At 41.6% G+C, this 24,273-nt stretch carries 24 protein-coding genes and 1 other RNA gene; 9 read left to right on the forward strand and 16 right to left on the reverse strand.

Features of this window, described 5'->3' with window-relative positions:
* Positions 1–51: 51 nt before the first annotated feature.
* Together BJN41_RS01295 and BJN41_RS01300 are read right to left on the reverse strand one after the other, a co-directional pair.
* Positions 52–1,899 carry an extracellular solute-binding protein gene (locus BJN41_RS01295; protein WP_070152424.1) on the reverse strand — a complete coding sequence of 616 codons (1,848 nt, stop codon included), beginning with the start codon at positions 1,897–1,899 and terminating at the stop codon, positions 52–54.
* A gap of 65 nt (positions 1,900–1,964) precedes the next feature.
* Positions 1,965–5,234 (reverse strand): lytic transglycosylase, encoded by a 3,270-nt coding sequence (locus tag BJN41_RS01300; protein WP_070152427.1) that lies wholly within the window; start codon positions 5,232–5,234, stop codon positions 1,965–1,967.
* 212 nt (positions 5,235–5,446) lie between these two features.
* On the opposite strand from BJN41_RS01300, the gene dnaQ reads away from it, so the two are divergent.
* The 3 genes from dnaQ (at position 5,447) to nudC (ending at position 9,470) form a co-directional block, all read left to right on the forward strand.
* Positions 5,447–6,925, forward strand: coding sequence for a DNA polymerase III subunit epsilon (dnaQ, locus tag BJN41_RS01305; RefSeq protein WP_070152430.1), 1,479 nt, complete (start codon positions 5,447–5,449; stop codon positions 6,923–6,925).
* A 128-nt stretch (positions 6,926–7,053) separates the two neighbouring features.
* A complete protein-coding gene (locus BJN41_RS01310) occupies positions 7,054–8,700 on the forward strand; it encodes a chemotaxis protein (protein WP_070152432.1) in 1,647 nt (548 codons plus the stop codon).
* Positions 8,697–9,470, forward strand: a complete 774-nt coding sequence (gene nudC, locus BJN41_RS01315; protein ID WP_070152435.1) for an NAD(+) diphosphatase — start codon at positions 8,697–8,699, stop codon at positions 9,468–9,470. Before BJN41_RS01310 ends, nudC begins: the two co-directional genes overlap by 4 nt.
* A 95-nt stretch (positions 9,471–9,565) precedes the next feature.
* Here the strand turns inward: nudC and BJN41_RS01320 are convergent, their stop codons facing one another.
* The 3 genes from BJN41_RS01320 to BJN41_RS01330 all read right to left on the reverse strand — a co-directional run bounded on the left by BJN41_RS01320 (position 9,566) and on the right by BJN41_RS01330 (position 11,659).
* A complete protein-coding gene (locus BJN41_RS01320) occupies positions 9,566–10,453 on the reverse strand; it encodes an alpha/beta hydrolase (protein ID WP_070152438.1) in 888 nt (295 codons plus the stop codon).
* On the reverse strand, positions 10,443–11,120 hold the full coding sequence (locus tag BJN41_RS01325) for a BON domain-containing protein (protein ID WP_070152442.1): 678 nt from the start codon (positions 11,118–11,120) through the stop codon (positions 10,443–10,445). The genes BJN41_RS01320 and BJN41_RS01325 overlap by 11 nt, the downstream gene beginning before the upstream one ends.
* 110 nt (positions 11,121–11,230) lie before the next feature.
* Positions 11,231–11,659, reverse strand: coding sequence for a YraN family protein (locus tag BJN41_RS01330; RefSeq protein WP_070152446.1), 429 nt, complete (start codon positions 11,657–11,659; stop codon positions 11,231–11,233).
* A gap of 203 nt (positions 11,660–11,862) precedes the next feature.
* Here BJN41_RS01330 and rsmI point away from each other — a divergent pair, with 203 nt between their 5' ends.
* A complete protein-coding gene (gene rsmI / locus BJN41_RS01335; protein WP_070152449.1) occupies positions 11,863–12,705 on the forward strand; it encodes a 16S rRNA (cytidine(1402)-2'-O)-methyltransferase in 843 nt (280 codons plus the stop codon).
* Positions 12,706–12,895: 190 nt separating this feature from the next.
* Here rsmI and BJN41_RS01340 read toward each other — a convergent pair whose 3' ends face one another.
* The 3 genes from BJN41_RS01340 to ubiH form a co-directional block, all read right to left on the reverse strand.
* Positions 12,896–13,144, reverse strand: a complete 249-nt coding sequence (locus BJN41_RS01340) for a hypothetical protein (RefSeq protein WP_019836366.1) — start codon at positions 13,142–13,144, stop codon at positions 12,896–12,898.
* A 175-nt stretch (positions 13,145–13,319) separates the two neighbouring features.
* On the reverse strand, positions 13,320–14,570 hold the full coding sequence (locus tag BJN41_RS01345) for an FAD-dependent monooxygenase (protein ID WP_070152452.1): 1,251 nt from the start codon (positions 14,568–14,570) through the stop codon (positions 13,320–13,322).
* Entirely contained in the window at positions 14,567–15,775 is a 1,209-nt protein-coding gene (ubiH, locus tag BJN41_RS01350; protein WP_070152455.1) for a 2-octaprenyl-6-methoxyphenyl hydroxylase, read from the reverse strand. Before ubiH ends, BJN41_RS01345 begins: the two co-directional genes overlap by 4 nt.
* 372 nt (positions 15,776–16,147) lie before the next feature.
* Here ubiH and BJN41_RS01355 point away from each other — a divergent pair, with 372 nt between their 5' ends.
* Positions 16,148–16,393: a type II toxin-antitoxin system RelB/DinJ family antitoxin gene (locus BJN41_RS01355; RefSeq protein ID WP_004970507.1), complete on the forward strand. Its 246-nt coding sequence runs from the start codon at positions 16,148–16,150 to the stop codon at positions 16,391–16,393.
* Positions 16,383–16,676, forward strand: a complete 294-nt coding sequence (locus BJN41_RS01360) for a type II toxin-antitoxin system RelE family toxin (protein ID WP_004970510.1) — start codon at positions 16,383–16,385, stop codon at positions 16,674–16,676. The genes BJN41_RS01355 and BJN41_RS01360 overlap by 11 nt, the downstream gene beginning before the upstream one ends.
* 79 nt (positions 16,677–16,755) lie before the next feature.
* On the opposite strand, the gene pepP is transcribed toward BJN41_RS01360, so the two are convergent.
* Both pepP and BJN41_RS01370 read right to left on the reverse strand, forming a co-directional pair.
* Positions 16,756–18,090, reverse strand: coding sequence for a Xaa-Pro aminopeptidase (gene pepP, locus BJN41_RS01365; protein WP_070152458.1), 1,335 nt, complete (start codon positions 18,088–18,090; stop codon positions 16,756–16,758).
* Positions 18,091–18,183: 93 nt separating this feature from the next.
* A complete protein-coding gene (locus BJN41_RS01370) occupies positions 18,184–18,822 on the reverse strand; it encodes a UPF0149 family protein (RefSeq protein ID WP_004970514.1) in 639 nt (212 codons plus the stop codon).
* Positions 18,823–18,886: 64 nt separating this feature from the next.
* Here BJN41_RS01370 and BJN41_RS01375 point away from each other — a divergent pair, with 64 nt between their 5' ends.
* From BJN41_RS01375 to ssrS, 3 genes are all read left to right on the forward strand, one after another.
* Positions 18,887–19,438, forward strand: a complete 552-nt coding sequence (locus tag BJN41_RS01375; RefSeq protein ID WP_019836370.1) for a hypothetical protein — start codon at positions 18,887–18,889, stop codon at positions 19,436–19,438.
* Between the two features lies 1 nt (position 19,439).
* Positions 19,440–19,724 carry a cell division protein ZapA gene (locus tag BJN41_RS01380; protein WP_004970518.1) on the forward strand — a complete coding sequence of 95 codons (285 nt, stop codon included), beginning with the start codon at positions 19,440–19,442 and terminating at the stop codon, positions 19,722–19,724.
* A gap of 110 nt (positions 19,725–19,834) precedes the next feature.
* Positions 19,835–20,017, forward strand: a non-coding RNA gene (ssrS, locus tag BJN41_RS01385) — 6S RNA.
* A gap of 47 nt (positions 20,018–20,064) precedes the next feature.
* On the opposite strand, the gene BJN41_RS01390 is transcribed toward ssrS, so the two are convergent.
* From BJN41_RS01390 to BJN41_RS01415, 6 genes are all read right to left on the reverse strand, one after another.
* Positions 20,065–20,466 (reverse strand): helix-turn-helix domain-containing protein, encoded by a 402-nt coding sequence (locus tag BJN41_RS01390; RefSeq protein ID WP_004970519.1) that lies wholly within the window; start codon positions 20,464–20,466, stop codon positions 20,065–20,067.
* A gap of 1 nt (position 20,467) precedes the next feature.
* The gene (locus BJN41_RS01395) at positions 20,468–20,758 is read right to left on the reverse strand and encodes a type II toxin-antitoxin system HigB family toxin (RefSeq protein ID WP_019836372.1); all 291 of its coding nucleotides are present in this window, start codon (positions 20,756–20,758) and stop codon (positions 20,468–20,470) included.
* A 71-nt stretch (positions 20,759–20,829) separates the two neighbouring features.
* Positions 20,830–21,324, reverse strand: a complete 495-nt coding sequence (locus tag BJN41_RS01400; RefSeq protein WP_070152461.1) for a flavin reductase — start codon at positions 21,322–21,324, stop codon at positions 20,830–20,832.
* A gap of 122 nt (positions 21,325–21,446) precedes the next feature.
* Positions 21,447–22,475, reverse strand: coding sequence for a methionine synthase (locus tag BJN41_RS01405; protein WP_070152464.1), 1,029 nt, complete (start codon positions 22,473–22,475; stop codon positions 21,447–21,449).
* A 26-nt stretch (positions 22,476–22,501) separates the two neighbouring features.
* A complete protein-coding gene (locus tag BJN41_RS01410) occupies positions 22,502–23,503 on the reverse strand; it encodes a putative oxygenase MesX (RefSeq protein ID WP_070152467.1) in 1,002 nt (333 codons plus the stop codon).
* 486 nt (positions 23,504–23,989) lie between these two features.
* Positions 23,990–24,184: a heavy-metal-associated domain-containing protein gene (locus BJN41_RS01415; protein ID WP_070152470.1), complete on the reverse strand. Its 195-nt coding sequence runs from the start codon at positions 24,182–24,184 to the stop codon at positions 23,990–23,992.
* Positions 24,185–24,273: the final 89 nt, after the last annotated feature.

Here is a 24,273-nt window from a genome sequence, read left to right on the forward strand (position 1 = left end):
GGCAATGTTCTGGTTTATCGCAAACACTGTCATGCTTGAGTTTTAAAATCGTTATTTTTGACGTAAATAATGCGCAACTTTCTTGGCTTGTGCGGCATCGCTCCACCAATAATCAATTCCTGCCGATAATTTAGGTTTGGTAGCGGGCTGACGATACATATTCCAATAGGCATACCAGTTTTCACCTTTGCCATAGGTTGGAATTTGATAATACCCTGCGCGCAATAAACGATCCAAAACTTTGGTACGCACAATCAATTGTTCACGATTAGGTGCACGAATCAACTGTTGTACCACTTCATCAATCACTGGGTTTTTAATGCCTGCATAATTGTAGTTTCCTGGTTGATCTGCGGCAGCACTACTCCAAAGCTGTGCCTGTTCATTGCCCGGACTTAAAGATTGCGGCATGACACTGGTGGTCATATCAAAATCGGCACGACGCATGCGTTCAATATATTGCGGTACATCGACATGCCGAATATTTACCGTAATGCCCAGACGTTTCATATTGCGCACAAAAGGCATGAGTGTGCGTTGCAAACCATCCTGATGGATTAAAAATTCAATTTGAATGGCTTTGCCTTTGGTATCTATCAATTTACCTTGCTGAAAACGATAACCCGCTTTCAAAAGCAGTTCACGGGCTTTCAGCAAACCACTTCGGTTAAAGCCACTAGCATCGGTCACAGGATACTGCCAATTTTGCAATACGCCTTGACGTTGAATAGGATGCAGCTTGGCCAAAAAGGGTTTTAAAACAGCCAATTCAGCGGCTGAAGGAGTGCCTTTTGCTTCTAACTCGCTATTAGAAAAATAACTTTGCAAACGGCGATATTGCCCATAAAACAAGGCTTTGTTTTGCCATTCAAAATCATAAGCGTAGGTTATAGCCTGCCTAAAGCGAATATCCTGAAACGCATGTCTGCGGGTATTAAAAACAAAACTTTGGGTCGGAATGGGATTTTGGTGCTGAAATTTATGCTTGACCACCATACCCGCATTCACAGCAGGAAAACGATATTCCGTAACCCATTTTCGTGCCGTATATTCTTCATGCAGCGTGTATTGCCCCGACTTAAACCCTTCGAAGGCAATATCTAGATTACGATAATAAACATACTTCAGGCGATCAAAATTATAGCGCCCCTTATTTACAGGTAAATCTTTGCCCCAATAATTTGGATTACGCTTATAAGTAATGCTGCGGCCTGCATCAATCCGCTCAATAAGATACGGCCCTGAACCTAAAATCGGTTCTAGGGTAATGCGGGTAAAATCACGCTTTTGCCAGTCTTTCTTAGAATAGATTGGCATTTGCGACAAAATCAGTGGCATTTCGGCATTGTTATTGGATTTAAAACTCACTTTGACCTGATGCTTAGACAAGACCGTGGTTTTATCTAAATCGGATAAATACATTTGTAAACCCGGATTGGACTTGGTCTGAAAAGCATCAAAACTGAATTTGACATCATCTGCTGTGAGCGGGCTGCCATCACTAAATTTGGCTTTAGGATTTAAATGAAAAATGACGAATGCAGTTTGCTTCGGATCATAGCTGACTTTTTCTGCCAATAAGGGATACATCACCCCGGGCTCATCTAAAGAACTGCTCATGAGTGAATCAAATAATAAATCCACTCCATCGGTGGAGCTGCCCTTGCCATTCATACCATTTAAATTATCAAAAGTGCCATTACTGGCACGAATTAAATTGCCACCTTTAGGTGCTTGCGGGTTGGCATAAGGCATAGCCGAGCGCCCCACATACTGAGGCTGGCTATGTACAGCAATATAGGGCGTGGTTTGTARCGCAGCCCATCCACACTGTGGCAAGACCACACAGCCTAAAATGTAGCCAAGATATTGATGTGTCTTTTTTATGGCAAATGACATGCACACAGCTCCTTGTGCAGTATTCCCGAGGATGCCGTCAAACACCGTATCCTCAGGATTAAACTTTACAGATTCGGGACTTTAATCATATCGCCAATACGCAATTGGGTGTTTGGCTGCATGTCATTTAAATCTGCCAATGCTTTAGTGTCGATGCCATAGCGACTGGCTAAGTCAATCAGCGTATCCCCACGTTTCACTTTATATTCAGTCACGTTTTTTGGAACTTGAATGCTTTGTCCAATGCGTAAACCAGAACGTGGTGTTAATTTATTTAAACTTGCCAATTCTGTAACCGACACACCCACACGGTTGGCAATCGAATTTAAAGACTCACCACTTTTAACGGTATAGGCTTCGGTGGCTTTGCTACTGCTGCTTTTCGCAGCACTTACGACCTCAGTTTTTACTTCATTCTTTGCAGCACTGGCATCGACTTTTAAGCGTTGCCCGATGCGTACATTGGCAGTACGTGAAAGGTCATTCAACTCTGCCAAATAATTCAATTGCAATTTATATTGGCGGGCGATACTGCTTAAAGTTTCACCTGCTTTTACCACGTGAATGTCATTGGTCGTTTCAGCCACCGCTTCAACTTGGACTTTTTTCTCAGCAGCATCACCCATCAGTTTCAAACTTTGACCTGCTCTTAAACCGCTGTTACGGCTTAGATTGTTTAAGTCTGCAATATAGTCTTGGCTGAGATTATATTTTGTCGAAATCGCCGATAAGGTATCGCCACGTTGTACCGTATAACGCTCAGGTACATTAACACCTGCTGGTACTTTAAGGGTTTGACCAATGCGTACCCCACTTTGAGTGGTCAAATTGTTTAAATTGGCCAATTCAGCCAAAGAAATTTTGGCTTGGTTGGCAATGCTCGATAAAGTATCGCCACGCTGTACTTGGTAGTTTTCAGTCGGATAGTTTGGCTCTGCTGCTTTTGTTTCTGACTTACTGGCGTCAGCTTTGCTCGCTTCCGTTTTTTGTGCGGTCACTTCATTCACAGGCACATTAATACGCTGCCCAACCAATAAGCTACTGTTCGCGTTTAATCCTGGGGTTAAATCGGCCAATTCCTGATTAGACAAGGCATAACGGTCTGCAATCAGTTTTAAATATTCGMCGCGCTTCACCACGTAAGTTTTGGTTGCTATTTTTGCAGCCTGTTCTGCAGCTTTTTTGTCGGCTTCTGCTTTGGCTTTAGATGCTGCCGTTTCTTTTAAACTTAGGCGCTGGCCTACAAATAAACCACTTGTGGTGCTTAAATTATTCAAGTCTGCCAATTGTTTTACTGTTAAACCAAACTGACTGGCAACACCTGTTAAGGTGTCATTGGCTTGCACCACGTACTGCTCTGGCATGGTTTTTGGCTTAGCAGGCTCTGCCTGTACTTGTGGCTTGGCATCGTATAAATAAATACTGGTGCCCACATACAAAGTTGCATCCGGAGCAATTTGGTTCCACTTGGCAATATCACGCCAGTTCAAGCCATTTTTCATGGCAATACTGGCCAAGGTGTCCCCCGCTAACACGGTGTACGTGGTACGTTTGCCTTTTGGTGGTACGACCACCACTTCAGACTCCGTACGCACATAATTCTTACCTTGGTTACGCTTTGCTTCTTCTGAATCTAGGCGCGTATTTTCTGCCACACTTTTCGGGTAAGCAAAACCTTTGGTTAATTCTTTACCTTGCTGCTCTGCAACAGACAGACTGGTCTGAATAGCGGTCAGCTTAATTTTGCCATCGTATGGATCGACAATTTCAGTGCCTTGAGGCGCAATTTGTTTCAACTCTGCCACAAGTTGTTCTTGTTCTGCCTTAGAAGCCACAGGTTGCAATACTTCTTCTACAGTTTTATTGCTACCTTCAGCCTGTACTGCTGCAAGAATTTGCTCGCGCTCAGTATTGGAAATTGGTGGTTCAATCCGCACAGGCTGAATATTGGCAGCAGGTGTAACAGCAACAGGAATACGCGGTGCACTTGGAATATCGCTACCTGCAGCAAAGGCTGCTAAAGCGTCCGAACCTTGTGGGGTACGTGACAAACGTGCAGGCGTAGTCGTTGCTGGTTTTGAAACACTGGCTGTGGTCGATACTGTGCTTGGCTTAGTGCTAGTCGTGACTGCCACAGATGCTGCAGGTTTGCTTGTAGTCGTTTTGGTTGTGGTACTGGTCGTTAACGCAGGTGGTTCAGATTTAGACGGTGTAATGGTCACACCAGAAGATGAAAACGATGGGGTATTGCTGTTATTACTTGCCAATAAACCGCTACCACCTTGGAGTTTTTTCAATCGTGCATCGACTGTCGGACTTAAATCTGCAGGAATCAAAATACGCATTGGACTTTGGCTGTCAATCCGATCCCCACGATGTCCTGGGTTAAGCGAATACAATTCGGCACGACTTAGCCCTGTAATATTGGCCACATCATTTAAATTTACCGCACCTACATTAATTTCACGGAAGTGTGGACGGTTGGCAATTGGCGGTAAAGACACACCATAAGCATGTGGACTTTTAATAATTTGTGCCACCGCCAAGAAACGCGGCACATAGTTCATGGTTTCTTGCGGTAGTTTTAAAGACCAATAATCGGTTGGTAAACCTGCAGCTTTATTGCGGTTAATGGCTTGTTGAATACGACCTGGGCCTGCGTTATAAGCTGCCAATGCCAATTCCCAAGAACCAAACTGATTATACAAACTGCCCAAAAATTCATAGGCAGCACGAGTCGACTCTACGACATCACGGCGACCATCGTACATTGAAGTTTGTTTTAAGCCGTAAATACGCCCCGTACTTGGAATGAACTGCCATAAACCTGCGGCAGCTGCGCTACTGGTCGCGGCAGGGTCATAAGAACTTTCGATGACAGGTAACAACGCCAATTCAGTTGGCAAGCCACGACGTTCAGCTTCTTTAACTGTGTGATACAAATAACGTGAAGCACGCGCACTTAAACGATCCAAATAGGGCTGACGTGAAATAAACCAGCCTCGCTGCGCTTCAATACGTGGATTCCAATGGTTTAAATCCATTTTGAAACCAACGGTCATACGCTTCCAGACATCACCGTGTTTTAAAATTAATAAACGGTCACCTTCTACCGCGCGCATATCTGTTGCAGAGAGTAAATCTTCCAGCCCATCTAAAGTACTGGCATCTAAATAACCCGACCCGACCTGACTTGAAGTGAGTGGCTTGCTCGCACCTTGCGTCGAGCTACAACCCGTCATCAAACCAAGGGCAGCTAATGCTGAACCTAAAACTGTAATTTTAAAAAATGAAGGTAAAGTCGGCTGCCACATGCGCGTGGTTGGTTTATACATAAAAAAATCCAAACAACTCGTATATAAATTATTTTTTAGACTTGCCATTGTAGTAGAGCTAGACAACGACACAAGGCATTAATTTAGCGCGTTTCGTCTATAAATGTTACAAGAAATTAAAAAATAGATAGGATTTACACGTCTAAACTGAATTTGCGATATACAATAGCTTTTTATTTCGATTTATTTTGCACAACCTGCGGATCTGATTTATGTCTCAAACAATCACATTATATGTTGATGGTGCTTGTCGTGGTAATCCTGGCTTGGGTGGCTGGGGTGCGTATATTGTTACTGAACAAGCAGAACATAAATTATATGGTGGCGAAGCTCAAACCACCAATAACCGTATGGAATTGACTGCAGCGATTGAAGGCATTTTATTTTGCCCAATGGATGCCAAGCTGATTATTTGGACTGACTCCAATTACGTCAAACAAGGCATTACCGAGTGGATTCACGGCTGGAAAAAGAAAAACTGGAAAGATGTCAAAAATCCTGATCTCTGGCAAAAACTAGATGCGGTCTGTCAAGGTCGTGAAATTGAATGGAACTGGATTAAAGGTCATGCAGGACATGCGGGCAATGAAATGGCAGATCAACTCGCCAATGTGGGTGCAGATCAAGTCAGCAAAATGTTGAAAACTGGAGACTCAAACCCAACCCTCAGCGCAACCTTAGTCACATCGACAGCAGACACCACAGAACATGATAAAAAAAAAACCGAATCTGACTGGTTGTTAGATGACCCCTTTGGTTTTGATTTAATGGGCGCTGATGCCGAGGCTGAAACAGAAGATATGCAAAATACGCTTCAGGAAACTCATCAGACAACTGAGACGGAACTTGAAACAGCAGATAACTTGCCTGCAACTGAATTAACAATCACAGACGAAGCTGAAGTAGAAAAAACCAATCCATCAGCTCGCGTTGACGCAGTGAACACAACTCAATCGCATCCGCATATTGTGGTCACTCCTGCCACAATGCAGCTACACGGCCCGCGCCAACTGATTCTTGATACCGAAACCACAGGTTTTTACTATCAAGATGGTGACCGAATTATTGAAGTCGGTGCACTGGAAATGATTAACCGTAAACTCACGGGCAGCTCTATCCACATTTATATTCAGCCTGAGAAACTGGTCGGTGAATCAGAAAACATTCACGGTATTTCAGATGAGTTCTTAAAAGACAAACCCAAGTTTGCCGAAATTGCTGATGTGCTGTATCAATATCTTAAAGGTGCAGAAATTATCGCGCACAACGCTACCTTCGATATGAACTTCTTGGATATGGAGTTCAGTCGTGCAGGTTTGGGCAATTTATCAGACGTGTGTACCGTAACGGACTCATTGCTGATGGCAAAAAGCAAACACCCTGGGCAAAAAAACTCACTCGATGCTTTAGTTAGACGCTATGAAATTCCTGCACGTGACCGTACCTTCCATGGGGCATTACTGGATGCTGAAATTCTAGCCGACGTTTACTTAGCAATGACCGGGGGACAAGTCGCCTTTGATATGGATGCCCTGTCTGCAAGCGAAGAACAGCAACGTCAAAGTGATCGTTTAAGTATTGATATTGATCTTGCTGTCATTCTGCCATCTGAAGAAGAATTGGCTGCACATGAGAACTGGATCAAACAATTCGAAGAAAAACACGGTAAACCTTGTTTATTTGCCAAATAAAATCGACAAGTTTTGTAATTTTATGTATTTAAAGATTTGCCAGTTCAGTTATAGTTAAAGCAAATAGGACTTTGTGTATTTTGCAAAGAACCAACAAACAGATAAAACTCTAGGAAAGGTGCAGATCCATGTCTTACCAAACCTCTATACATTTTGATCCAACTGCCTTGCTGATAATAAAAAATGAGGTTGATAATTCTATCAAATTGGTTGAATCCGCAGTAAGTACCTTAGCTGAAGATCAAACTTTGCCTTTTGGGATTGATGATGCACTTGATCAATTTGAACAGTGTGCTCAGGTTTTAGCCTTAATTGATATGGAAAGCTTGGCAAAAATTGCGCAATACTCAGCAGAGCTCATGCGTAAAATTATGGGGAACCCAAGCAATATCAACACGCAGGAAGTGATTGCACTTAGCGAAGGCACCACCATGCTCAAGCGTTATATTGAGTTCATTTGCCTACGTGAAGTTAAAATTCCACAATTTCTGCTCGATACTTTAAACCGTTTAGAATTAGCATTGGGGAAACCGTTGACTCAAGAAGGGCAGCATATCGAAACTTTACTGGACTGCATCACTCCAAGTTTCCAATTGCCGCAAGTGCCTTCTTTAGAAAAGTCGGCTTATGTGCATCGCTTATATAAGCTGTCATTACATAAACTGCTCAAGCAAGAAGAATCTGTAATGGATCTTCAAGCAATCAAATTAGTAGGAACATATTTAGCAGGCTTGGCAGCAAACCATCCTAGTCAGCAATATTGGGGCTTAGTACACGTTGCCTTTAACCATATTGATAACTTGTTGTTGAATGAGCCACGTTTGCGTACTTTTATTGGTATTGAGCACAATATGCGTCAATACTTTGCAGCGCCAGAAAGCTTTGAAGTAAACCTCACTGACCTTGCCAATGTTTTAAGCTTGTGCATTAGTCAGGAAGATGAAGTTTCTCAACATATTCGCAGTCAAATCAATTTAGGTGACGACCTACTCACCGATACACAGTTACAAGTATTCAGCCGTCATTTGTATGGTCCAGACTTTGACACCATGCATACCATTAGCAATTTAGTGACCACTGAAATGACACAAATTCGCAATGACATCGAATACAACTATCAAAACATGAGTCCTGAAAAAACACGGGAATTGCAAAGCAAATTAAACGAGTTAGCCAATTTATTTAAAGTGCTGAACTTAAATGAAGCGCAAATTGATCTGCAACGTCAAGCAGAATCTTTAAGTCGACCTGAATTGCTTAAAGATGAAAACTTTGCTCAGCAATTAATGAACGTGATTTTATCGGCGATGAACTCTATTGGTGTGTTGGAGCGTCATCACACTTCTAGCCGTTTACAATTACGCGTGAATAACATGAATATTTCGCTAGATCGTTTAGATGAAGCACATGAAGCCTTACTGAATGAAACCAAGTTACTGATTGACCTCATCACGCAAACACTAACACTACACCTAGAAAATCAAAACGTTGCAGATTTAGAGCATACTTCTGCACAAATTCGTGAAGTTGCAGGGGCTATGCTGTTCTTAAATGCTGAAAATGGTCAAAAAGCACTGAAAGTATCTGCAGATTTTGTGCATGCACAAGTTGAAGCATGTCAGCACTTAACGCTAGAGCAAGTCAATCACATCTTGGATTCACTTGCGAGCGCAGACATGCTGATTGACAATTTAAAGAACAAACAGCCTGTTCTACACAGCATGTTTAAGGTAGCATTGGACAGTAGTGAAAAATTGAAAACTGTAGCACAATGACTGAACTCTCACTTGCATATATATTTCAGCGACAACAGCTTTTAGTCGATGAAAACTTCCAATTACCACGTGTAGAAAAGCTGGCAAGTGATTTAAGTTTTAGCTCGGGTGATCAAGTGATTGCCCGAGATCTGCTTGACAATGAATCTATACCTGAGGGATTTCAACTGGTTCCAATCCGACAACTTTTACAAGTCTGGAACACGCAGCAGTTTGAACAAGCCAGCCGTGCTATTCAGTTACTCGAATGGCGTCGCAATCATAAATTCTGCAGCCATTGCGGTCATAAAACCGAAGTCCATGCGAAACAATACGCTATGGTCTGCCCTGCTTGTGGCTATCACCAATATCCGCGCGTAAATCCCTGTGTCATTACCGTGATTACCCGTGGTAAAGATGAAGTTTTATTGGCACGTCATTCAAGCAATAAATTGCCAGTTTACGGTTTAATCGCAGGCTTTGTGGAAGTGGGTGAAACACTTGAAGAAGCCGTGCGTCGTGAGACTTTTGAAGAAGTGGGTTTGCAGCTTAAAAATATTCAGTATCTTGCCAGCCAGCCATGGCCTTTTCCAAGTAACTTAATGATCGCATTTAAAGCTGAATATGCAGGCGGTGAAATTCAGTTACAGGAAGAAGAAATTCGTGATGCGCAGTTCTTTAAGTTTGATCAACTGCCTGATATTCCATTTAAAGGCAGTATCGCCCATGCCATGATTATGCATGTGACTCAAGGCACACCTGTGGCAGATGACACCAAAGCTTGGCTATAAGTCTTATAATTCATGATCTGACATATAAAAAACCGTTGCAAGCCACAAGCTGCAACGGTTTTTTATGACTATTTTCAGTGAAAGATCAATCAACATCAGCTATCTTTAAGCGCCTGATCTAAAGCACGCAATATTTGGCGTTTAGTTGCAAAGAAACGGCTAAACAGACTCGACACCGATGCCATGACACTGACATGGCCTGTTTTTGGAATGACAATAATTTCGCTGTGATTGCCATATTTCTTTAGCACGTGATCGAAGTCTGTGGCATTATTTGCACCCACAATTTGATCTTTTTCTGCCACCAATAAATAGTGTTTGACTGAATTCGACTCCACAAAATAATACGGCATCACATCCTGATATGGCACCTCTTGATCAAAGGCATCGGCACATAGCGGATCATCCTTATAATCAAAATGATAAGGCCCAGCTAAGCCGATAATGGCGCGGATGTGATCTTTACATCTTAAAGCATACGGCTGTGGATGGTACAACAAAGACATCACATTAAATGCCCCAGCAGAATGTCCCATCAACACCACCTGTGCAGTGGCAATACCCAGTTTATGTTGCTGCTGAGTCAAGTAATTCAACGCAAGGGTTAAATCGTCAATATAGGTGGGAAAAATATGTTGTGGCGCGAGCTGATAGTTCATCACCGCGACATCAAAGCCTTCTTTTGCAAAAGCTTCGCCCACAAAACGATAATCTTGCTTATCGCCATGTGACCATGACCCACCATGCACAAACACAATGAGTGGACGCTGTGGGCGTGGTGTTATGGTGCGGTACAAATCCAAACGATGCCGTGCGCGTAAACCATAAGCAATATTGCTTTGAACGGTATAACCCTGACGTGGCGTTAAACGGTTCAGCGCATAGCTACCCAAATCATACAGGCGAAATTCTTCATAAATACGTTTCGCCTGTTCTAAAGTTTTATTTAGTTGTTTAAACAAGTGTTCCACATTATTGAACATGCGTCGGTTCAACCTGATCTGGGTCAATCGCGACAGGCGTTTGTGTTTCTGGAGCAACCATTGGACTTACAAAGTTCGCGTTATTGCTTGGTCGTAGCTCAATATTATCAATTAAGGTAATAATTTTAGTGACATTACCTACTTGCTGTAGCACTTGGTTTAAATCCTGCGATTCCGCATTGTTTAAACGTCCCATCACATACAACACGCCATCTTCGGTATGAATACGCACTTTGCTGTCTGACACTACAGGCGCTTTCATAATCAAGCCGCGTGTATTTGCAGTGACCGTAGTGTCCTGCATAATAGTGCTATAACTGATTTGATTACCCACTGTAATATAGTTATGGATGGTTTTTACATCACTCATGGCACGCACATTGTCTTCTGCCAACTGTTTTAAATGCGCGTCAGGCACTTGCCCTGTCAACAACACATTGCCATGAAAACTTTCTATATTGACACGCGATTGTTTAAAACGTGAATCCAATTTATATAAATTAATTTTTGCAGTACGTTCAATAGAATTATCTATAAACACTTGCCCAAGTGAGCGTGCACCACTTTCTGTACCCACTGGCGCAGTGCCTGTACCACTTGAAATAAAACTTGCACAACCCGATAAACTTGCTACACACAGCAAGGTCACTGCAATACGATTGAACACTCAGCAAGACTCCTATTATTTTCTTTCAATTCTGGCTTGTGCTGTGCATTTCATCCTTAGATTTGCACGATCAACAATACACCGACTGATGCTTTTGCTTTAAATTTCACTCAAAGATTAATCAAGTCTGCATCAAAAGTAAAAGCATTTTCAATCCATTGCAAATCATACGGGTATTTGGAAAAGTCTTGCTGTACTGTTTTTGCAAATTGCCGAGAAAAATCAAAGCAAATCACATCAAAACGACAATAATATTCTGAATAGTGTGGATATTTTGTTAAAAACTGCAGGGCGGTTTTCATAATTTTACGCTGCTTAGATGTAGACACCACTTCATAGGCTTTGCCATAGCCAGTTTGTGAACGCGCTTTAACTTCTACAAATATCAGTTGTTCTGCTTGAATAAAAATACCGTCTATTTCACCAAAAGCACTGTGATAATTCTGCTCCAACATGCGCCAGCCATGTTGTTGTAAATATTGCCAAGCCGCCTGCTCTGCCCATGTGCCAATGTTTTGCTGGAGTGTTTTTTGATTCATGTTATATCCAATTTTTATTTTGTTATGCTGATCAGTCATAGTATTCACTGAGGTGAAATGACGCGAGTTTCACACGTCAGACTGCAATTCAGGTAGAATACGCGTTTGGTCTGTAACTTGCATCAGACGCAAGCCAATACTGCCGTTGTTTCGTGTTTGATCTTTTTTTATTTTAGTTTGTTATTTCCCACGGAGAAAACTCAATGAGTGCCCAGTTATTTGTTGTTGCTACCCCAATTGGTCACTTAGATGATATGAGCTACCGTGCAATTGATGTGCTCAAATCGGTCAGCCTAATTGCTGCTGAAGATACCCGCACCTCTGCACAATTAATGAAACATTTTAATATTTCAACTCCGCTTACAGCCTGCCATGAACACAACGAAAGTAACAAGATTGATATTTTAGTCCAAAAATTACTCAATGGCGAAGATATTGCGCTCATTAGCGATGCAGGTACGCCACTGATTAGCGACCCAGGTTTTAAATTGGTTCGTGCAGCACAAGCCAATGGTATCCGTGTGATTCCAGTACCCGGTGCATGTGCAGCCATTGCAGCGCTAAGTGCAGTTGGTTTACCCAGTGATCGCTTTAGTTTTCAGGGATTTCTCGCGTCTAAACAATCACAGCGATTACAGCAACTTGAAAAGCTAAAAGATGAAACCCAAACCCTGATTTTTTATGAAGCACCGCATCGAATTTTAGATTCGGTCAAAGATATGGCGGGCGTATTTGGTGCAGACCGTCCTGTTGGCTTTGCCCGTGAAATTACCAAAACCTTTGAAACCATTAAAAAGATGACTTTGGGCGAATTGCTTGAATTTATCGCAGCAGATCATCATCAACAAAAAGGTGAAATTGTATTGGTGGTGGGTGGAGCGAGCGAAGAAAAAGACCTTGAACAAGAAAAATTAGATCAGCTATTGCAGCGTTTATTGCAAGATTTATCGGTAAAAGCAGCATCACAATTGGCTGCTGACTTAACAGGAATTAAAAAGAAAATTGCCTATCAACGTGCCTTGGAGTTAAGCCAAGCAGCTGAATAAGCCTGTTGATCAATAAAGATAATGACAATCATCACGCATAAAAAAGCATCACACTTTATGCAAGGTGATGCTTTTTTTATGTTGAAGTGATAAGCATTAGAGTAGCCTACATAATCAGCACTCCGCTAGACCCACTCAACAGTTCAACGAATAAATTCAATCAACGCAATTAGCAAATACGTTCAACAGATTAGTCGCGTGCAGACTCATCTGGTGGTACTTCGGTAATTTTTCCACCACGTGCCAAGAATGCAGCAACTTCATCTTCCAATGCCTGACGCTGTTTCAGTTTGGCAGTTACGGTGAGTGTTTCTGCTTCTGCTAAATCTCCATCTGCAGCGCTTTCTTCTGAATCTGCAGCGCCTTTTTCGGCAGCTTTCGCTTCATCTTCGTCAACAGTTGAATCTTCTACATCATCGTAATCGTTCATGTCCGTCATCTTAATCTCCCCACAAATGACTTCAATTTAGTCCAAGTGAAAACTGGTTATGAATTACGATGAAATTTAGCAATCTCTTGACCTTTCGCATAGAGTCTAGATTAAAAAAAACGTATCTTTTTTAATCAAATTGGTAATAACGTATGTATGACCGTACAAAAAACGACTGTTTTGCTTAAACGGCGTAGCGTGTGTCTTTAAGTAGACTTAATCCATTGGCTTGTGCCATGAAGGCATCTTTTAACGCAGGCTGCTGTTCTACCTGTTTCAAACCAAAGTTACGTGCCCACACCACCGGGAATAAAGTGGTGGTTTCCATCCAGCCAATCGCAGACATGCTATGCATCATGGCATCATTTTGTCCTTTACGGCGATGCTCATAACGCTTTAAGGTCTGCTCATGCGCCCAAACGCCACGTTTGAAATCGTGTAACAATACATCACACAGTACAGCCGCATCCAGACAACCAATATTCACCCCTTGCCCTGCAAGTGGATGAATCACATGCGCGGCATCACCAATAAGTGCCAGACCATCTTGCACATAGCGCTGCGCTGCACGTGCTTTCAGTGGAAAAATAGCACGCGGGGTTGCCTCTAAGACTTCTCCAAGCATATGATGACTTTCACGAGTCAAAAGCTGGCTAAAGTCGGCATCATTGAGCTTGGCATATTCTTCGGCATAATCATCAGGTAAAGTCCAAACAATCGACTGCCAATGCCCTTCCTGTTCTGCTTGTAAACTCGCCATCGGTAAATAGGCCAAAGGACCTGTTTCTAAGAAAATTTGACGTGCAACATGCTGATGCGGCTGTGCAGTACGAATTGCACAGGTTAAACCTGCCTGACGATAATCCAGCACATCAAAATCAATATAGGCTTGTTCGCGCACAAAGGAGTTGGCACCATCTGCCCCAATCACCAATTTGGTCTGTAATTGCGTACCATCGGCTAAATGAATATGCCAAACATCAACACCGCGTTCTAAACGCGTCACTTTGACTTGAGTGCGATAATCATGCACTTGTTGTAACATTTGTTGCTGAATCGCTAGATTTAATATACTTGGCTCAACCATTGACCCCAGAGCATGCTCAATGGCGGGTGTACGTGCGGCACTTACCCCAAAATTAATTTCGCCATAGCCATTTTTATTCCACACTTGCATGCCGCTATACGGCATGTGTCGCGCCAGTTTAGACCAGACATCAACTGTTTTTAACAAGTGGATGGTTGCTTGACTTAAAGCCAATACACGCGGATTGGCAACTGCAAGAGTTTTCTCTGCATCTAAAATAGGTGCCGCATCTAAAACCGTCGCCTGCACACCGCCTTGTGCCAACAAGAGTGCAGTTAAGCCCCCCACCAAGCCCCCACCAATAATGACGACATCTAAAACTTGAGTTTGTTGATTTGCTGTGCTCATGCTTTTAACCCCATGGCATAGTTGGCGACCAAAGGTTTAATGCCTGGAATAGTATCAAACGCGACTAAGCCTGTATTGCGCATAAATTTCAGGATTGGGTTTTGATTGCTAAATCCTCGTACGACACTGTCACAGAATTTGATGACTCGCTGCTGATCTTTCAAACGCGATTGTTCATAGTCACGCAGCATTGTAGCATCACCTAAATCTCCTGACTGAGCCGCCTGTTCGGTGAGATAACGCAATAAGACATATGCATCTCGCATACACAGGTTAAACCCTTGCCCTGCGACTGGGTGAATGGTATGGGCTGCATTGCCCATCAGTACAACGCGACCAACCGCCTGTTTTTCCGCCAGAACTTGTGATAATGGAAAACTAAAACGACGTCCTGTTTTTTCAAATTTCCCTGCACGATCACCATAGGCTTGTTGCAAGGCATTTAAAAAGTGTTGATCATTTTCATCGCCTATCCATTCATGTTCTGTACCTTTTGGTACAGGCCACACCACAGAACGGCGATATTCACCTGGTAGTGGTAACAATGCCAAAGGCCCTAAATGGCTAAAACGCTCAAAGCCGACATGTGCATGCGGTTTGGAGGTTTGTACTGTCGTCACTATCGCCACTTGGTCATAATCATGTTCCGATGCACCGATGCCCAAGGCTTTACGGCAGAAAGAATCACGACCATCGGCAGCAATCAGTAGTTTGGCAGCAAGCTGTAATTGTTCCTGACCACGAACGGCTTCAATATAGGCAAAATCTGTATCTTGTTTAAGACTGGTGACCTGTACACCATCAATCAATTCAATCAAAGGTTGTTTACGCACTTCGGTCAGTAACACCCGACCTAACCATGCATTTTCAATCACCTGACCAAAGCTTTCGACTTTTTCTTGTTCGGCCAATAAACGTGCCTTGCCAAAACTACCTTGTTCGGTAATTTGAACTTCTAAAATAGGCGTAGCATGTTCTTGCAAGGCATCCCATAAACCTAGCTCTTGGTAAATTTGTACGCTGCGACGCGACAAGGCACTGTTACGTGCATCAAAACTGGAGTGATACGGCGCAAGGTTGGCATCATCATAATTGGGGTATTGAATCGCTTCTAGCAACTTCACTGCAATGTTTGACTTAGCCAACATCAAGGCTAAGCTTAGCCCGACCATACCACCGCCTACAATGATCACTTCTTGTTGCATGCCTTGATCCTTTTTATGAGGTATTCGACTTCAAAAGATTCAATCGAAATACGTATAATCTGTAATGGATTTTATCTTACCGCAAAGTCATTTATTTTTATAATGAATTAGTATTGAAGCTATGGAAGATGATTAGACTTCTTGCAAATGTCCAATTCAAACTATAATTATTAGTCCCTCATCTTCTTGCTCCGAGCCATGTATGACACAAGAGAAGATAAATTCAATACTTAGTATTATTGATGGCTGATGATTGATTTTAGAATAAGCTCAACGATAAAAATGATCTCACATAATGGTTATTATACAAACTATCTTTGTAATGCATATTGCATTACAATATTTCCATACATTCAATAACTGAGAGAAGTGATGGCTACTGTTAATTTCAGGGTCGATGAAGCCCTTAAAGAAAAATCTTATTCAATCCTTAAAGAACAAGGTATCTCACCTACCGATTTCTTTACCAATATTCTTGAATATGTGGCAACGACTGGAAAGCTTCCAGTACAGAAAGCGTTGCTTTCAGAAGAAGATGCTGAACTATTGGCACTTGTCCGTAAACGCATGAATGATCCTAAAGAGATGTTCGAGGAAGTCACATTAGATGACTTATAATCTTTTACGTCACAAGGACTTCACTGCAGAATGGGAAAAGCTTCCGAGTGCTATCCGCGACCAATTCAAGAAAAAATTAGCCAAAGTCATTGAGCAGCCACATATTCCAAAGAACATGCTTAAAGGTGATCTTGCTGGCTGCTATAAAATCAAATTATTAAAAGCGGGTGTCCGACTTATTTATCAGGTCAAAGATGATCAGGTCGTTATTTTGCTCATTACCGTTGGAAAGCGTGCTGATAACATTGTTTATGATGAAGCAAAAAAGCGGATCAAAGACTAAAAATTATTTACATACTCAAAATTTACACGCGCTTTCTAATAAAAAAGCTGATCACTTGACCAGCTTTGATTAGACCCAATTAAGCAGATTTAGCTTTTGCCATCAATGCTTCAATCTCTTCTACGGTTTTCACCACTTTTGAAGTCAGATTCAATGGCCCGTTCGCAGTCGCAACAATATCATCTTCAATACGGATACCTATACCACGCCATTTAGCATCTACCGTTTCATCATCGGGTGCAATGTATAGACCCGGTTCAACGGTCACCACCATACCTTCTTCATAAACACGCCAGTCTTCACCGTGTTTATAGCTGCCGACATCATGCACATCCATGCCCAACCAATGCCCTGTACCGTGCATATAAAACTGGCGATAACTTTCCGAAGCAATAATTTCTTCTAAATTGCCCTGCATAATGCCTAGATCAAGCAAACCTTGCACCAAAATACGCACCGCAACATGGTGTGGTTCTTTATAGGAGTTACCAATTTGTACAGCTTCAATTGCTGCAATTTGCGCATCCAATACAATGTTATACAGTGCTTTTTGTTCTGGACTGAATTGACCATTCACGGGAAAAGTACGGGTAATATCTGAGGCATAGCACTGATATTCACAGGCAGCATCTATCAGGACTAAATCGCCATCTTTAAGCACTTTGTCATTTTCGACATAATGCAAAATGCAGGCATTTTCACCACCACCGACAATACTGTTATAGGCAGGTACGCAGCCATTTTTACCAAAAATATAATTCAGTTCAGCTTCTAGCTCATATTCCATCATGCCTACTTTTACTGTTTGCATAGCACGAATATGCGCTTCTGCACTAATATTTGAGGCAATTTGCATCAACTCCAATTCAGACTCAGTTTTATGCAAACGCATTTTATCCAGCAAACGATCTAACTGAACAATTTTAGCAGGTGCAGTATTGCCTTGACGATGTTGTGCATCGGCTTGTTGGTTCCATGCCGCAACACGTACATCAAATTCAGGCTGCTGCCCTAAACGATAATACAACGTGTCTTTATTGACAATTTTGGCGATGATTTCTGCATCTAATTGCGCAATTGCAAAAGACTCATCTGCCTCAAACAGCTCAATTGCACCTTCTAAACCTGCGCGATAACCATTCCAGATTTCCATTTCACGGTTACGTTCACGGCAGAACAACGTGTAGGTATAACCTTCATCAATTGATTCATAGGTTTCAATCACCGCAACTGCTTCAGGTTCAGCAAAACCTGTTAAATAGAAAAAACTGCTGTCGGCACGATATTTATAATCTGCATCACGATTACGCATTGCCACAGGACTGGTTGCAATAATTGCGACACTATTGGGCCCCATCAGTTCTGCAAGTTGATCACGACGTTCTTTAAATTCGACTTGAGTCAGTTTTTTCATAAATACGGTCTACATATATAAAATGATGAAAATATGATTGTTGTAATGACTTAAAGCACCTTACACCGACATACTTAGGCACACAACGCCCGATTAACTCGGACGGTGTGGCGTAAACATTTCAACAACAGCACTTGCGTTTTGTGTGGTTTGTGCAGTTTGTTGACGCGACTTAGCATGTAAGTTTTGCAATAAAGAGCTTTCTTCTACTGGTACTTTTTTACGCCCAACAGATAAACTCACAGGAATCAAACGTACAAATTCATACAATTCCTGATAGCTTTCTTCGCCTTCTTCGTCATTGTCTGAATCTTCAAATTCAACCGCAGCAACATCTTGTAAATGCTCAATCAGTTCAATTTCATCTGAACGAATATGCCCAGAAGCCAAACCAAAACCAAGCACAACGCCTGCACACCAATCTGCCAAAGCTTGCACACGTTCTTGTAAAAGATGTTCATCATCTGGCAATAACGGCAGATAATCTAACTCATCTTCAGACAAAGCATGTGCGACATCTTCCGATTCATCGGTTAAAAGTGACAGTGCGGCTGGCTCTAATTCTGGCACATTGAGGGTTTCTAAAATCTGCTGCCACTCGGTTTCAGTTGGTGCATTTGTCACACAAACTATACCTGTCAGCAAGCCATGTAACTCACTTGGGCTTGAAATTTCTTCAATGTTAGAAAAATTGCGGAACCATTCCGACCAACCTGAAATATCGTCTTGCATTCGTTTATCCAATCTCTATACTTCGTATATATTACCTTTGTTTGCAATACTGTGCGACCACGATATGTTAGAAGAATTACAGCGTCTACAAGCGCATATTGGTGTTTTAAAAACACGAATTGATCATTATGAAAGTGAAAATACCGCCCTCAGCACAGCCAAGCAAACTGCTGAGGAACAGCATCATGCACAAATTGTGCAAAGAAACAGCATTATTACTGCCAAGCAAGATGAAATTGAGAATCTGACTGAGCAATTAAGCAGCACTCAGGCGCAATTTCAGCAGTTAAACCAAGATGCGACAGCACTGGCAGACCGTTACAGTCGTTTGGAAAAAAGCTGTACTGATTTGAAAAACCGCTTTCAGGAAATTTTGGCTGAGCGCAATGAATTACGCATTCTGAAAGAAAAAATGCTGAATGATCAGCGTATGAATCAGCATGAAATTCAGACACTCAAACAAGAACGTGAAAGATTGTTACAAAAAAATGAGCATGCCAAAGCCAAAGTTGAAGCTATTATTCAGCGTCTTGCAATTTTAGGTACAGCTCAAGATCATCATGCGCAAGAAATTCAACAACTTGCCCACCCTGCCGAAGTGAGCGAGGAAGGTTAATATGTCAGTTCAAATTCCAATTGATTTACGTGTTTTAGGACATAGTTTCCGTTTAGCCACAACTGAAGAAAAAAGAGAAGATTTAGAGCGTGCAGCACAATTATTGAATGAACGCTATGATGAGTTTCGTCGTAAAGCGCCCAATATGGAACCGAGCAAACTGATTATTGTGGTGGCTTTAGAGTTGATGCAAGAGGTTCTTTCTATGAATAAATCTTTGCAGCATTATGAGCATTGTGAGCGTTTACTCAGCACCATTTTGCAAGAAGTTGAAGCCCTTACTTAAGTGTCGTTTTTTTGACTTAAGTTTGCATAAAGGCTATGCAAACAAGCTCTATCTTTACAGTTAATTCGTGAACATGAGTTGCCAAGCAACTGAGATGGGTTATACTAATTCTAACTCTGAGGTGTTCGCCAGCGAGTCTATATCCCTGCCGATACTTAAATCTTAGGATTGTGTTCTGCATATTTAGAGCGTATGCCCATCTCGTATGGGAAACCCAGCAAGTATGCGTCGCGTCCGCCTTGAACTTTTTCGGGTTCAGGGTAACGACATGCAGCGGCATCTTCGGAGCTATTTATTTTTAAATATCTAAAAATAAAATGTCTAAAAAATATAAAATCGTTTAGAAAAATGTATCAGCAGAAACCTTAAACCGCTCAGACAGCGCTTTAATATGACGAATATTCAACTGGCGTTTGCCACTTAAAATCTCCGAAATCACAGATTGAGTTGCAACCTCTGCCAAGTCAGATTGACCTAATCCATGTTGCGCCATCAAAAAAGCTAAAGCAGCACGACCATCTCCATGAGGAATAGGCAGGTGTTCATTTTCATAAACAGAAACCAAGTCACCGAGTTGATGAATCAGCCCCATTAAAGGATGCGTTTCATCATCACCAACAATATCTAAAAGCTCATCTAAAGCCTCGACAAGTGCATGAAAATCTTTTTCATTTTCTGGTTTACTCAGCAAAGGAGCAACGTAGTGCCAGTGATCTACAGCCTGTTTAATCATTGCGTTCATACTAATCCTCCTTCCAATGACCTTTGTCATATTCTTTATGGGATAACACATGACGAATATACACACGCTTTGCCTGATACATCACAACAGCAATAAGTCGAATCTTATTCCCACCAATATCGAATACATGAAACTTTCCAACTTTATCAACTGCTGGAAATAACTGCTTCATTTCGGCAAAGTCTTTCGGATCATTTGCCTTAATAATTCGATACCAACCATCGAGTGCTGTTTCAGCCTGTGGCCACTTGTGCATTGCCTCTATAATTCTAGCGTGGGTGATCACATGCATAATATTTTATCGCATTTTGCTATAAATCAAGTATAAACTGATTATCGCATATTGCAATATTTTATAGCGAATTAAACAAACTCAGTTTCACCAACTTGATGATAGTGACGATTAAAATAAACCAACGCCTGATCTTGTTGATTTTTTTGAATGGCAACAATTGGGCAAATAAAAATAGTATGCGTTCCGACTTCTTGAATTTGCGAAATTTCACAATCAAAGCTCACTAATGCATTTTTTAATATAGGAGCACCCGTTTCTAAAGCACCCCATTCCGCCAGCTTAAAACGCTCATCTGAGCTTAATTTTGATGAGGCAAACGAATTGGCAAGGTGTTCTTGTTCTGCATTCAGCACATTCACACACAGCACTTTATTCTCTAAAAAACTGAGATGTGAACGCGATGATTTATTCATACACACCAATAATGTTGGCGGTGTATCTGTCACGCTACATACCGCAGATGCAGTAAAACCATGACGTCCTGCATCTCCCATTGTCGTCACTACATTGACTGCACTTGATAAGAAAGACATTGCATTTTTGAAGTCTGTTGCTTTAACCATCACCGTATTCCAACACTCAACTTTTTTAGAAAGTTCAAAGGATGCTTTTTGCCTGAAAAAGCATCCCTGATTCACTTAACTTAAATTCACTTGGCTTGAATTCACTTCGCCTGATCGAACGCTTAACTAGATAATTCTTGGCGAATAATCTTCGTACCAGCAGCCAAAGCCTGTAACTTGCCTCGTGCAACCTGACGACTCAATGGTGCCATTCCACAGTTAGTCGATGGGTACAACTTGTCAGCATCGACAAATTGCAATGCTTTGCGCAATGTATCTGCAACTTCATCGGCTGTTTCAATCGTATTCGTTGCGACATCAATCGCACCCACCATCACCTTTTTACCACGGATAAGTTCAAGCAAATCCATCGGAACACGTGAGTTGTGACATTCGAGTGAGATAATATCCAAATTTGATTGCTGTAATTTTGGGAAAACTGCTTCGTATTGACGCCATTCTGAGCCGAGTGTTTTTTTCCAATCAGTATTGGCTTTAATGCCATAACCATAGCAAATATGCACGGCCGTTTCACATTTCAAACCTTCTAAAGCACGCTCTAATGTTGCCACGCCCCAGTCATTCACTTCATCAAAAAACACGTTAAACGCAGGTTCATCAAACTGAATGATGTCTACTCCTGCAGCTTCAAGTTCACGCGCTTCCTGATTCAGGATTTTGGCAAATTCCCATGCCAACTTTTCACGGCTCTTGTAGTGTGCATCGTATAAAGTATCAATCATGGTCATAGGGCCAGGCAGCGCCCATTTAATAGGTTGATCTGTCAGTGAACGCAAGAATTTGGCATCTTCGACAAATACTGGTTTTTGCCGAGAAACTGCACCCACCACAGAAGGGACACTGGCATCATAACGATCACGAATTTTGACTGTTTCACGTTTCTCAAAATCGACACCTTCAAGGTGTTCAATAAAAGTGGTAACAAAATGCTGGCGGGTTTGTTCCCCATCACTCACAATATCAATCCCTGCTTGCTGTTGTTCATGCAGTGATAGACGTAGCGCATCTTGTTTTGCGTCCAGTAATTCTTGCCCTGTTAATTTCCAAGCCGACCAAAGCTTTTCAGGTTCTGCCAGCCACGAAGGTTTAGGTAAACTGCCAGCCGTTGATGTCGGTAATAAAATAGTCATTTTGAATCTTCTATCTGTATTTTAAGTTAAGCAACACGTTCTTGATTAGCAGCATGCGGCGGTACGAAATTAGCAGCCCATTGTTCAAGAATGTCTTGATAAGGCTTGATAAAGTTTTCTTCAGTCCATTTACCCTGCTTCACTGCCAACTGAGCACGCTCAACTCGGTCATACACAACTTGGGTCAATGAATAATCCTGATAATTCAAACTTGGCTGATAGACCTCGCCTGCAGGTGAGTTGGTGTTATAAATTTCAGGACGGTAAATTTTCTGGAAGCTTTCCATGGTGCTGATGGCACTGATCAGCTCAAAATCTGTGTAATCACGCAGTAAATCACCAGAGAAATAGAACGCAAGCGGTGCATTGCTATTTTCAGGTTTGAAATAACGCACGGTTAAACCCATTTTTTCAAAGTAGTCATCGGTACGTGAATATTCATCATTTTTATATTCTGTACCTAAAACAGGATGCACATTGGTTGTGCGGTAATAAGTTTTCGTGGTTGATACGCTCAGGCAAATCACTGGTTGTTTTTGAAACTCAGTTTGAAACACTGCTGAACTGACCAAATGCTGATAAAGCTTACCGTGTAAATCGCCAAAACTTTCAGGCTTTTCATTCACTTTACAGCCGAATGCAGGCAATACCACACTAAAGTCATAATCGCGGACATAAGAAGAAAAACTGTTACCAATCATGCCTTCAATGCGTTCATTTGTTTGATGATCTGTGATCGTACTTTTTAGCATTTCAATGAATGGGAAAGTTTTGCCGTTTCCTTCAATATCAATTTCTGCAGAAATGATGTCAATTTCAAGCGAATAACGATCACCTTTCGGGTTATCGCAAGATGCGAGCGAGTTAAAACGATTATTGATCATCGCTAAGGTTCTGCGTAAATTTTCATGACGGCTTTCACCACGCGCTAAATTTGCAAAGTTAGTGGTTAAACGCGTGCTGTTAGCAGGTTCATAGTTTTCGTCAAAACGAATGCGTTTAATTGAACAGGTGAATGGCTTTGTCATGATGATCTACTACCCAAATTTAAAAAGTTAAAATTTCTGAATGAGGGTATATATACTGGAACGACCAAGTGAATAAAAATGATTTAACCTCAACCTAAAGTGAATTTTATTCACCTTAATTTAAAGCAAGCAGCAGAACATCTAAAAATGATGGTTTTTCTGTTATCACTTAAATTTAAAAATTAAAATAAATATTTCAATAACAACAAGTTAAAACCAAAAAATATTTTTATTCCGATAAATATTGAAGAGTACATTTTAGAGGACAGCACATAGTTCATTCAGCAGATTTCAGCCCTGAATGAATGAAACTCAGCTTGAAGTTAGAAAATCTCAGCTTCTGATTGGCATGGTTGAGCATCTTCTTGATAAAACGTATTGATTGAATCACATTAAAGTCACTAGACAAAAAAATAGGTCAATCGTCAGTTGACCAATTGACCTTAGCTATAAGCTCACACCTTGGGGCTCATAGATGATGCAATTTTATTGAACTTGTGCAGGAAAACCATCTTCAGCCAATGCAGCGGTAATTTGATCTACTGTTGCAGTGCTTTCCACAGTCACAATTTTAGTCGCTAAATCGACTTCAACTTTTGCAGCAGGATCAACATCTTGAATGGTTGCCGTGACACCACGTGCACAACCGCCACAAGTCATATTTTCAATCAATAGTTTCATTAAGAACTCCACATTTCTGCATTTGTTGAACTGTAGTTTAAAGCTTACCATGCTGGCAAGGTCAAGCCTATTTTGGGTTAAAATTTACT

It is taken from the genome of Acinetobacter towneri (assembly GCF_001758345.1).
In the GTDB taxonomy this organism is placed as follows: domain Bacteria; phylum Pseudomonadota; class Gammaproteobacteria; order Pseudomonadales; family Moraxellaceae; genus Acinetobacter; species Acinetobacter towneri_A.

Excerpts from the sequence above, each read along its gene's own strand:
- nudC (WP_070152435.1), top strand. The coding sequence starts at position 8,697 with ATGACTGAACTCTCACTTGCATATATATTTCAGCGACAACAGCTTTTA.
- rsmI (WP_070152449.1), top strand. The coding sequence starts at position 11,863 with ATGAGTGCCCAGTTATTTGTTGTTGCTACCCCAATTGGTCACTTAGAT.
- pepP (WP_070152458.1), bottom strand. The coding sequence starts at position 18,090 with ATGAAAAAACTGACTCAAGTCGAATTTAAAGAACGTCGTGATCAACTT.
- BJN41_RS01355 (WP_004970507.1), top strand. The coding sequence starts at position 16,148 with ATGGCTACTGTTAATTTCAGGGTCGATGAAGCCCTTAAAGAAAAATCT.
- BJN41_RS01405 (WP_070152464.1), bottom strand. The coding sequence starts at position 22,475 with ATGACTATTTTATTACCGACATCAACGGCTGGCAGTTTACCTAAACCT.
- dnaQ (WP_070152430.1), top strand. The coding sequence starts at position 5,447 with ATGTCTCAAACAATCACATTATATGTTGATGGTGCTTGTCGTGGTAAT.
- BJN41_RS01345 (WP_070152452.1), bottom strand. The coding sequence starts at position 14,570 with ATGAGCACAGCAAATCAACAAACTCAAGTTTTAGATGTCGTCATTATT.
- BJN41_RS01330 (WP_070152446.1), bottom strand. The coding sequence starts at position 11,659 with ATGAATCAAAAAACACTCCAGCAAAACATTGGCACATGGGCAGAGCAG.
- BJN41_RS01410 (WP_070152467.1), bottom strand. The coding sequence starts at position 23,503 with ATGACAAAGCCATTCACCTGTTCAATTAAACGCATTCGTTTTGACGAA.
- BJN41_RS01340 (WP_019836366.1), bottom strand. The coding sequence starts at position 13,144 with ATGACGGACATGAACGATTACGATGATGTAGAAGATTCAACTGTTGAC.
- BJN41_RS01415 (WP_070152470.1), bottom strand. The coding sequence starts at position 24,184 with ATGAAACTATTGATTGAAAATATGACTTGTGGCGGTTGTGCACGTGGT.
- ubiH (WP_070152455.1), bottom strand. The coding sequence starts at position 15,775 with ATGCAACAAGAAGTGATCATTGTAGGCGGTGGTATGGTCGGGCTAAGC.
- BJN41_RS01375 (WP_019836370.1), top strand. The coding sequence starts at position 18,887 with ATGTTAGAAGAATTACAGCGTCTACAAGCGCATATTGGTGTTTTAAAA.
- BJN41_RS01310 (WP_070152432.1), top strand. The coding sequence starts at position 7,054 with ATGTCTTACCAAACCTCTATACATTTTGATCCAACTGCCTTGCTGATA.
- BJN41_RS01370 (WP_004970514.1), bottom strand. The coding sequence starts at position 18,822 with ATGCAAGACGATATTTCAGGTTGGTCGGAATGGTTCCGCAATTTTTCT.
- BJN41_RS01380 (WP_004970518.1), top strand. The coding sequence starts at position 19,440 with ATGTCAGTTCAAATTCCAATTGATTTACGTGTTTTAGGACATAGTTTC.
- BJN41_RS01360 (WP_004970510.1), top strand. The coding sequence starts at position 16,383 with ATGACTTATAATCTTTTACGTCACAAGGACTTCACTGCAGAATGGGAA.
- BJN41_RS01320 (WP_070152438.1), bottom strand. The coding sequence starts at position 10,453 with ATGTTCAATAATGTGGAACACTTGTTTAAACAACTAAATAAAACTTTA.
- BJN41_RS01395 (WP_019836372.1), bottom strand. The coding sequence starts at position 20,758 with ATGCATGTGATCACCCACGCTAGAATTATAGAGGCAATGCACAAGTGG.
- BJN41_RS01390 (WP_004970519.1), bottom strand. The coding sequence starts at position 20,466 with ATGAACGCAATGATTAAACAGGCTGTAGATCACTGGCACTACGTTGCT.
- BJN41_RS01400 (WP_070152461.1), bottom strand. The coding sequence starts at position 21,324 with ATGGTTAAAGCAACAGACTTCAAAAATGCAATGTCTTTCTTATCAAGT.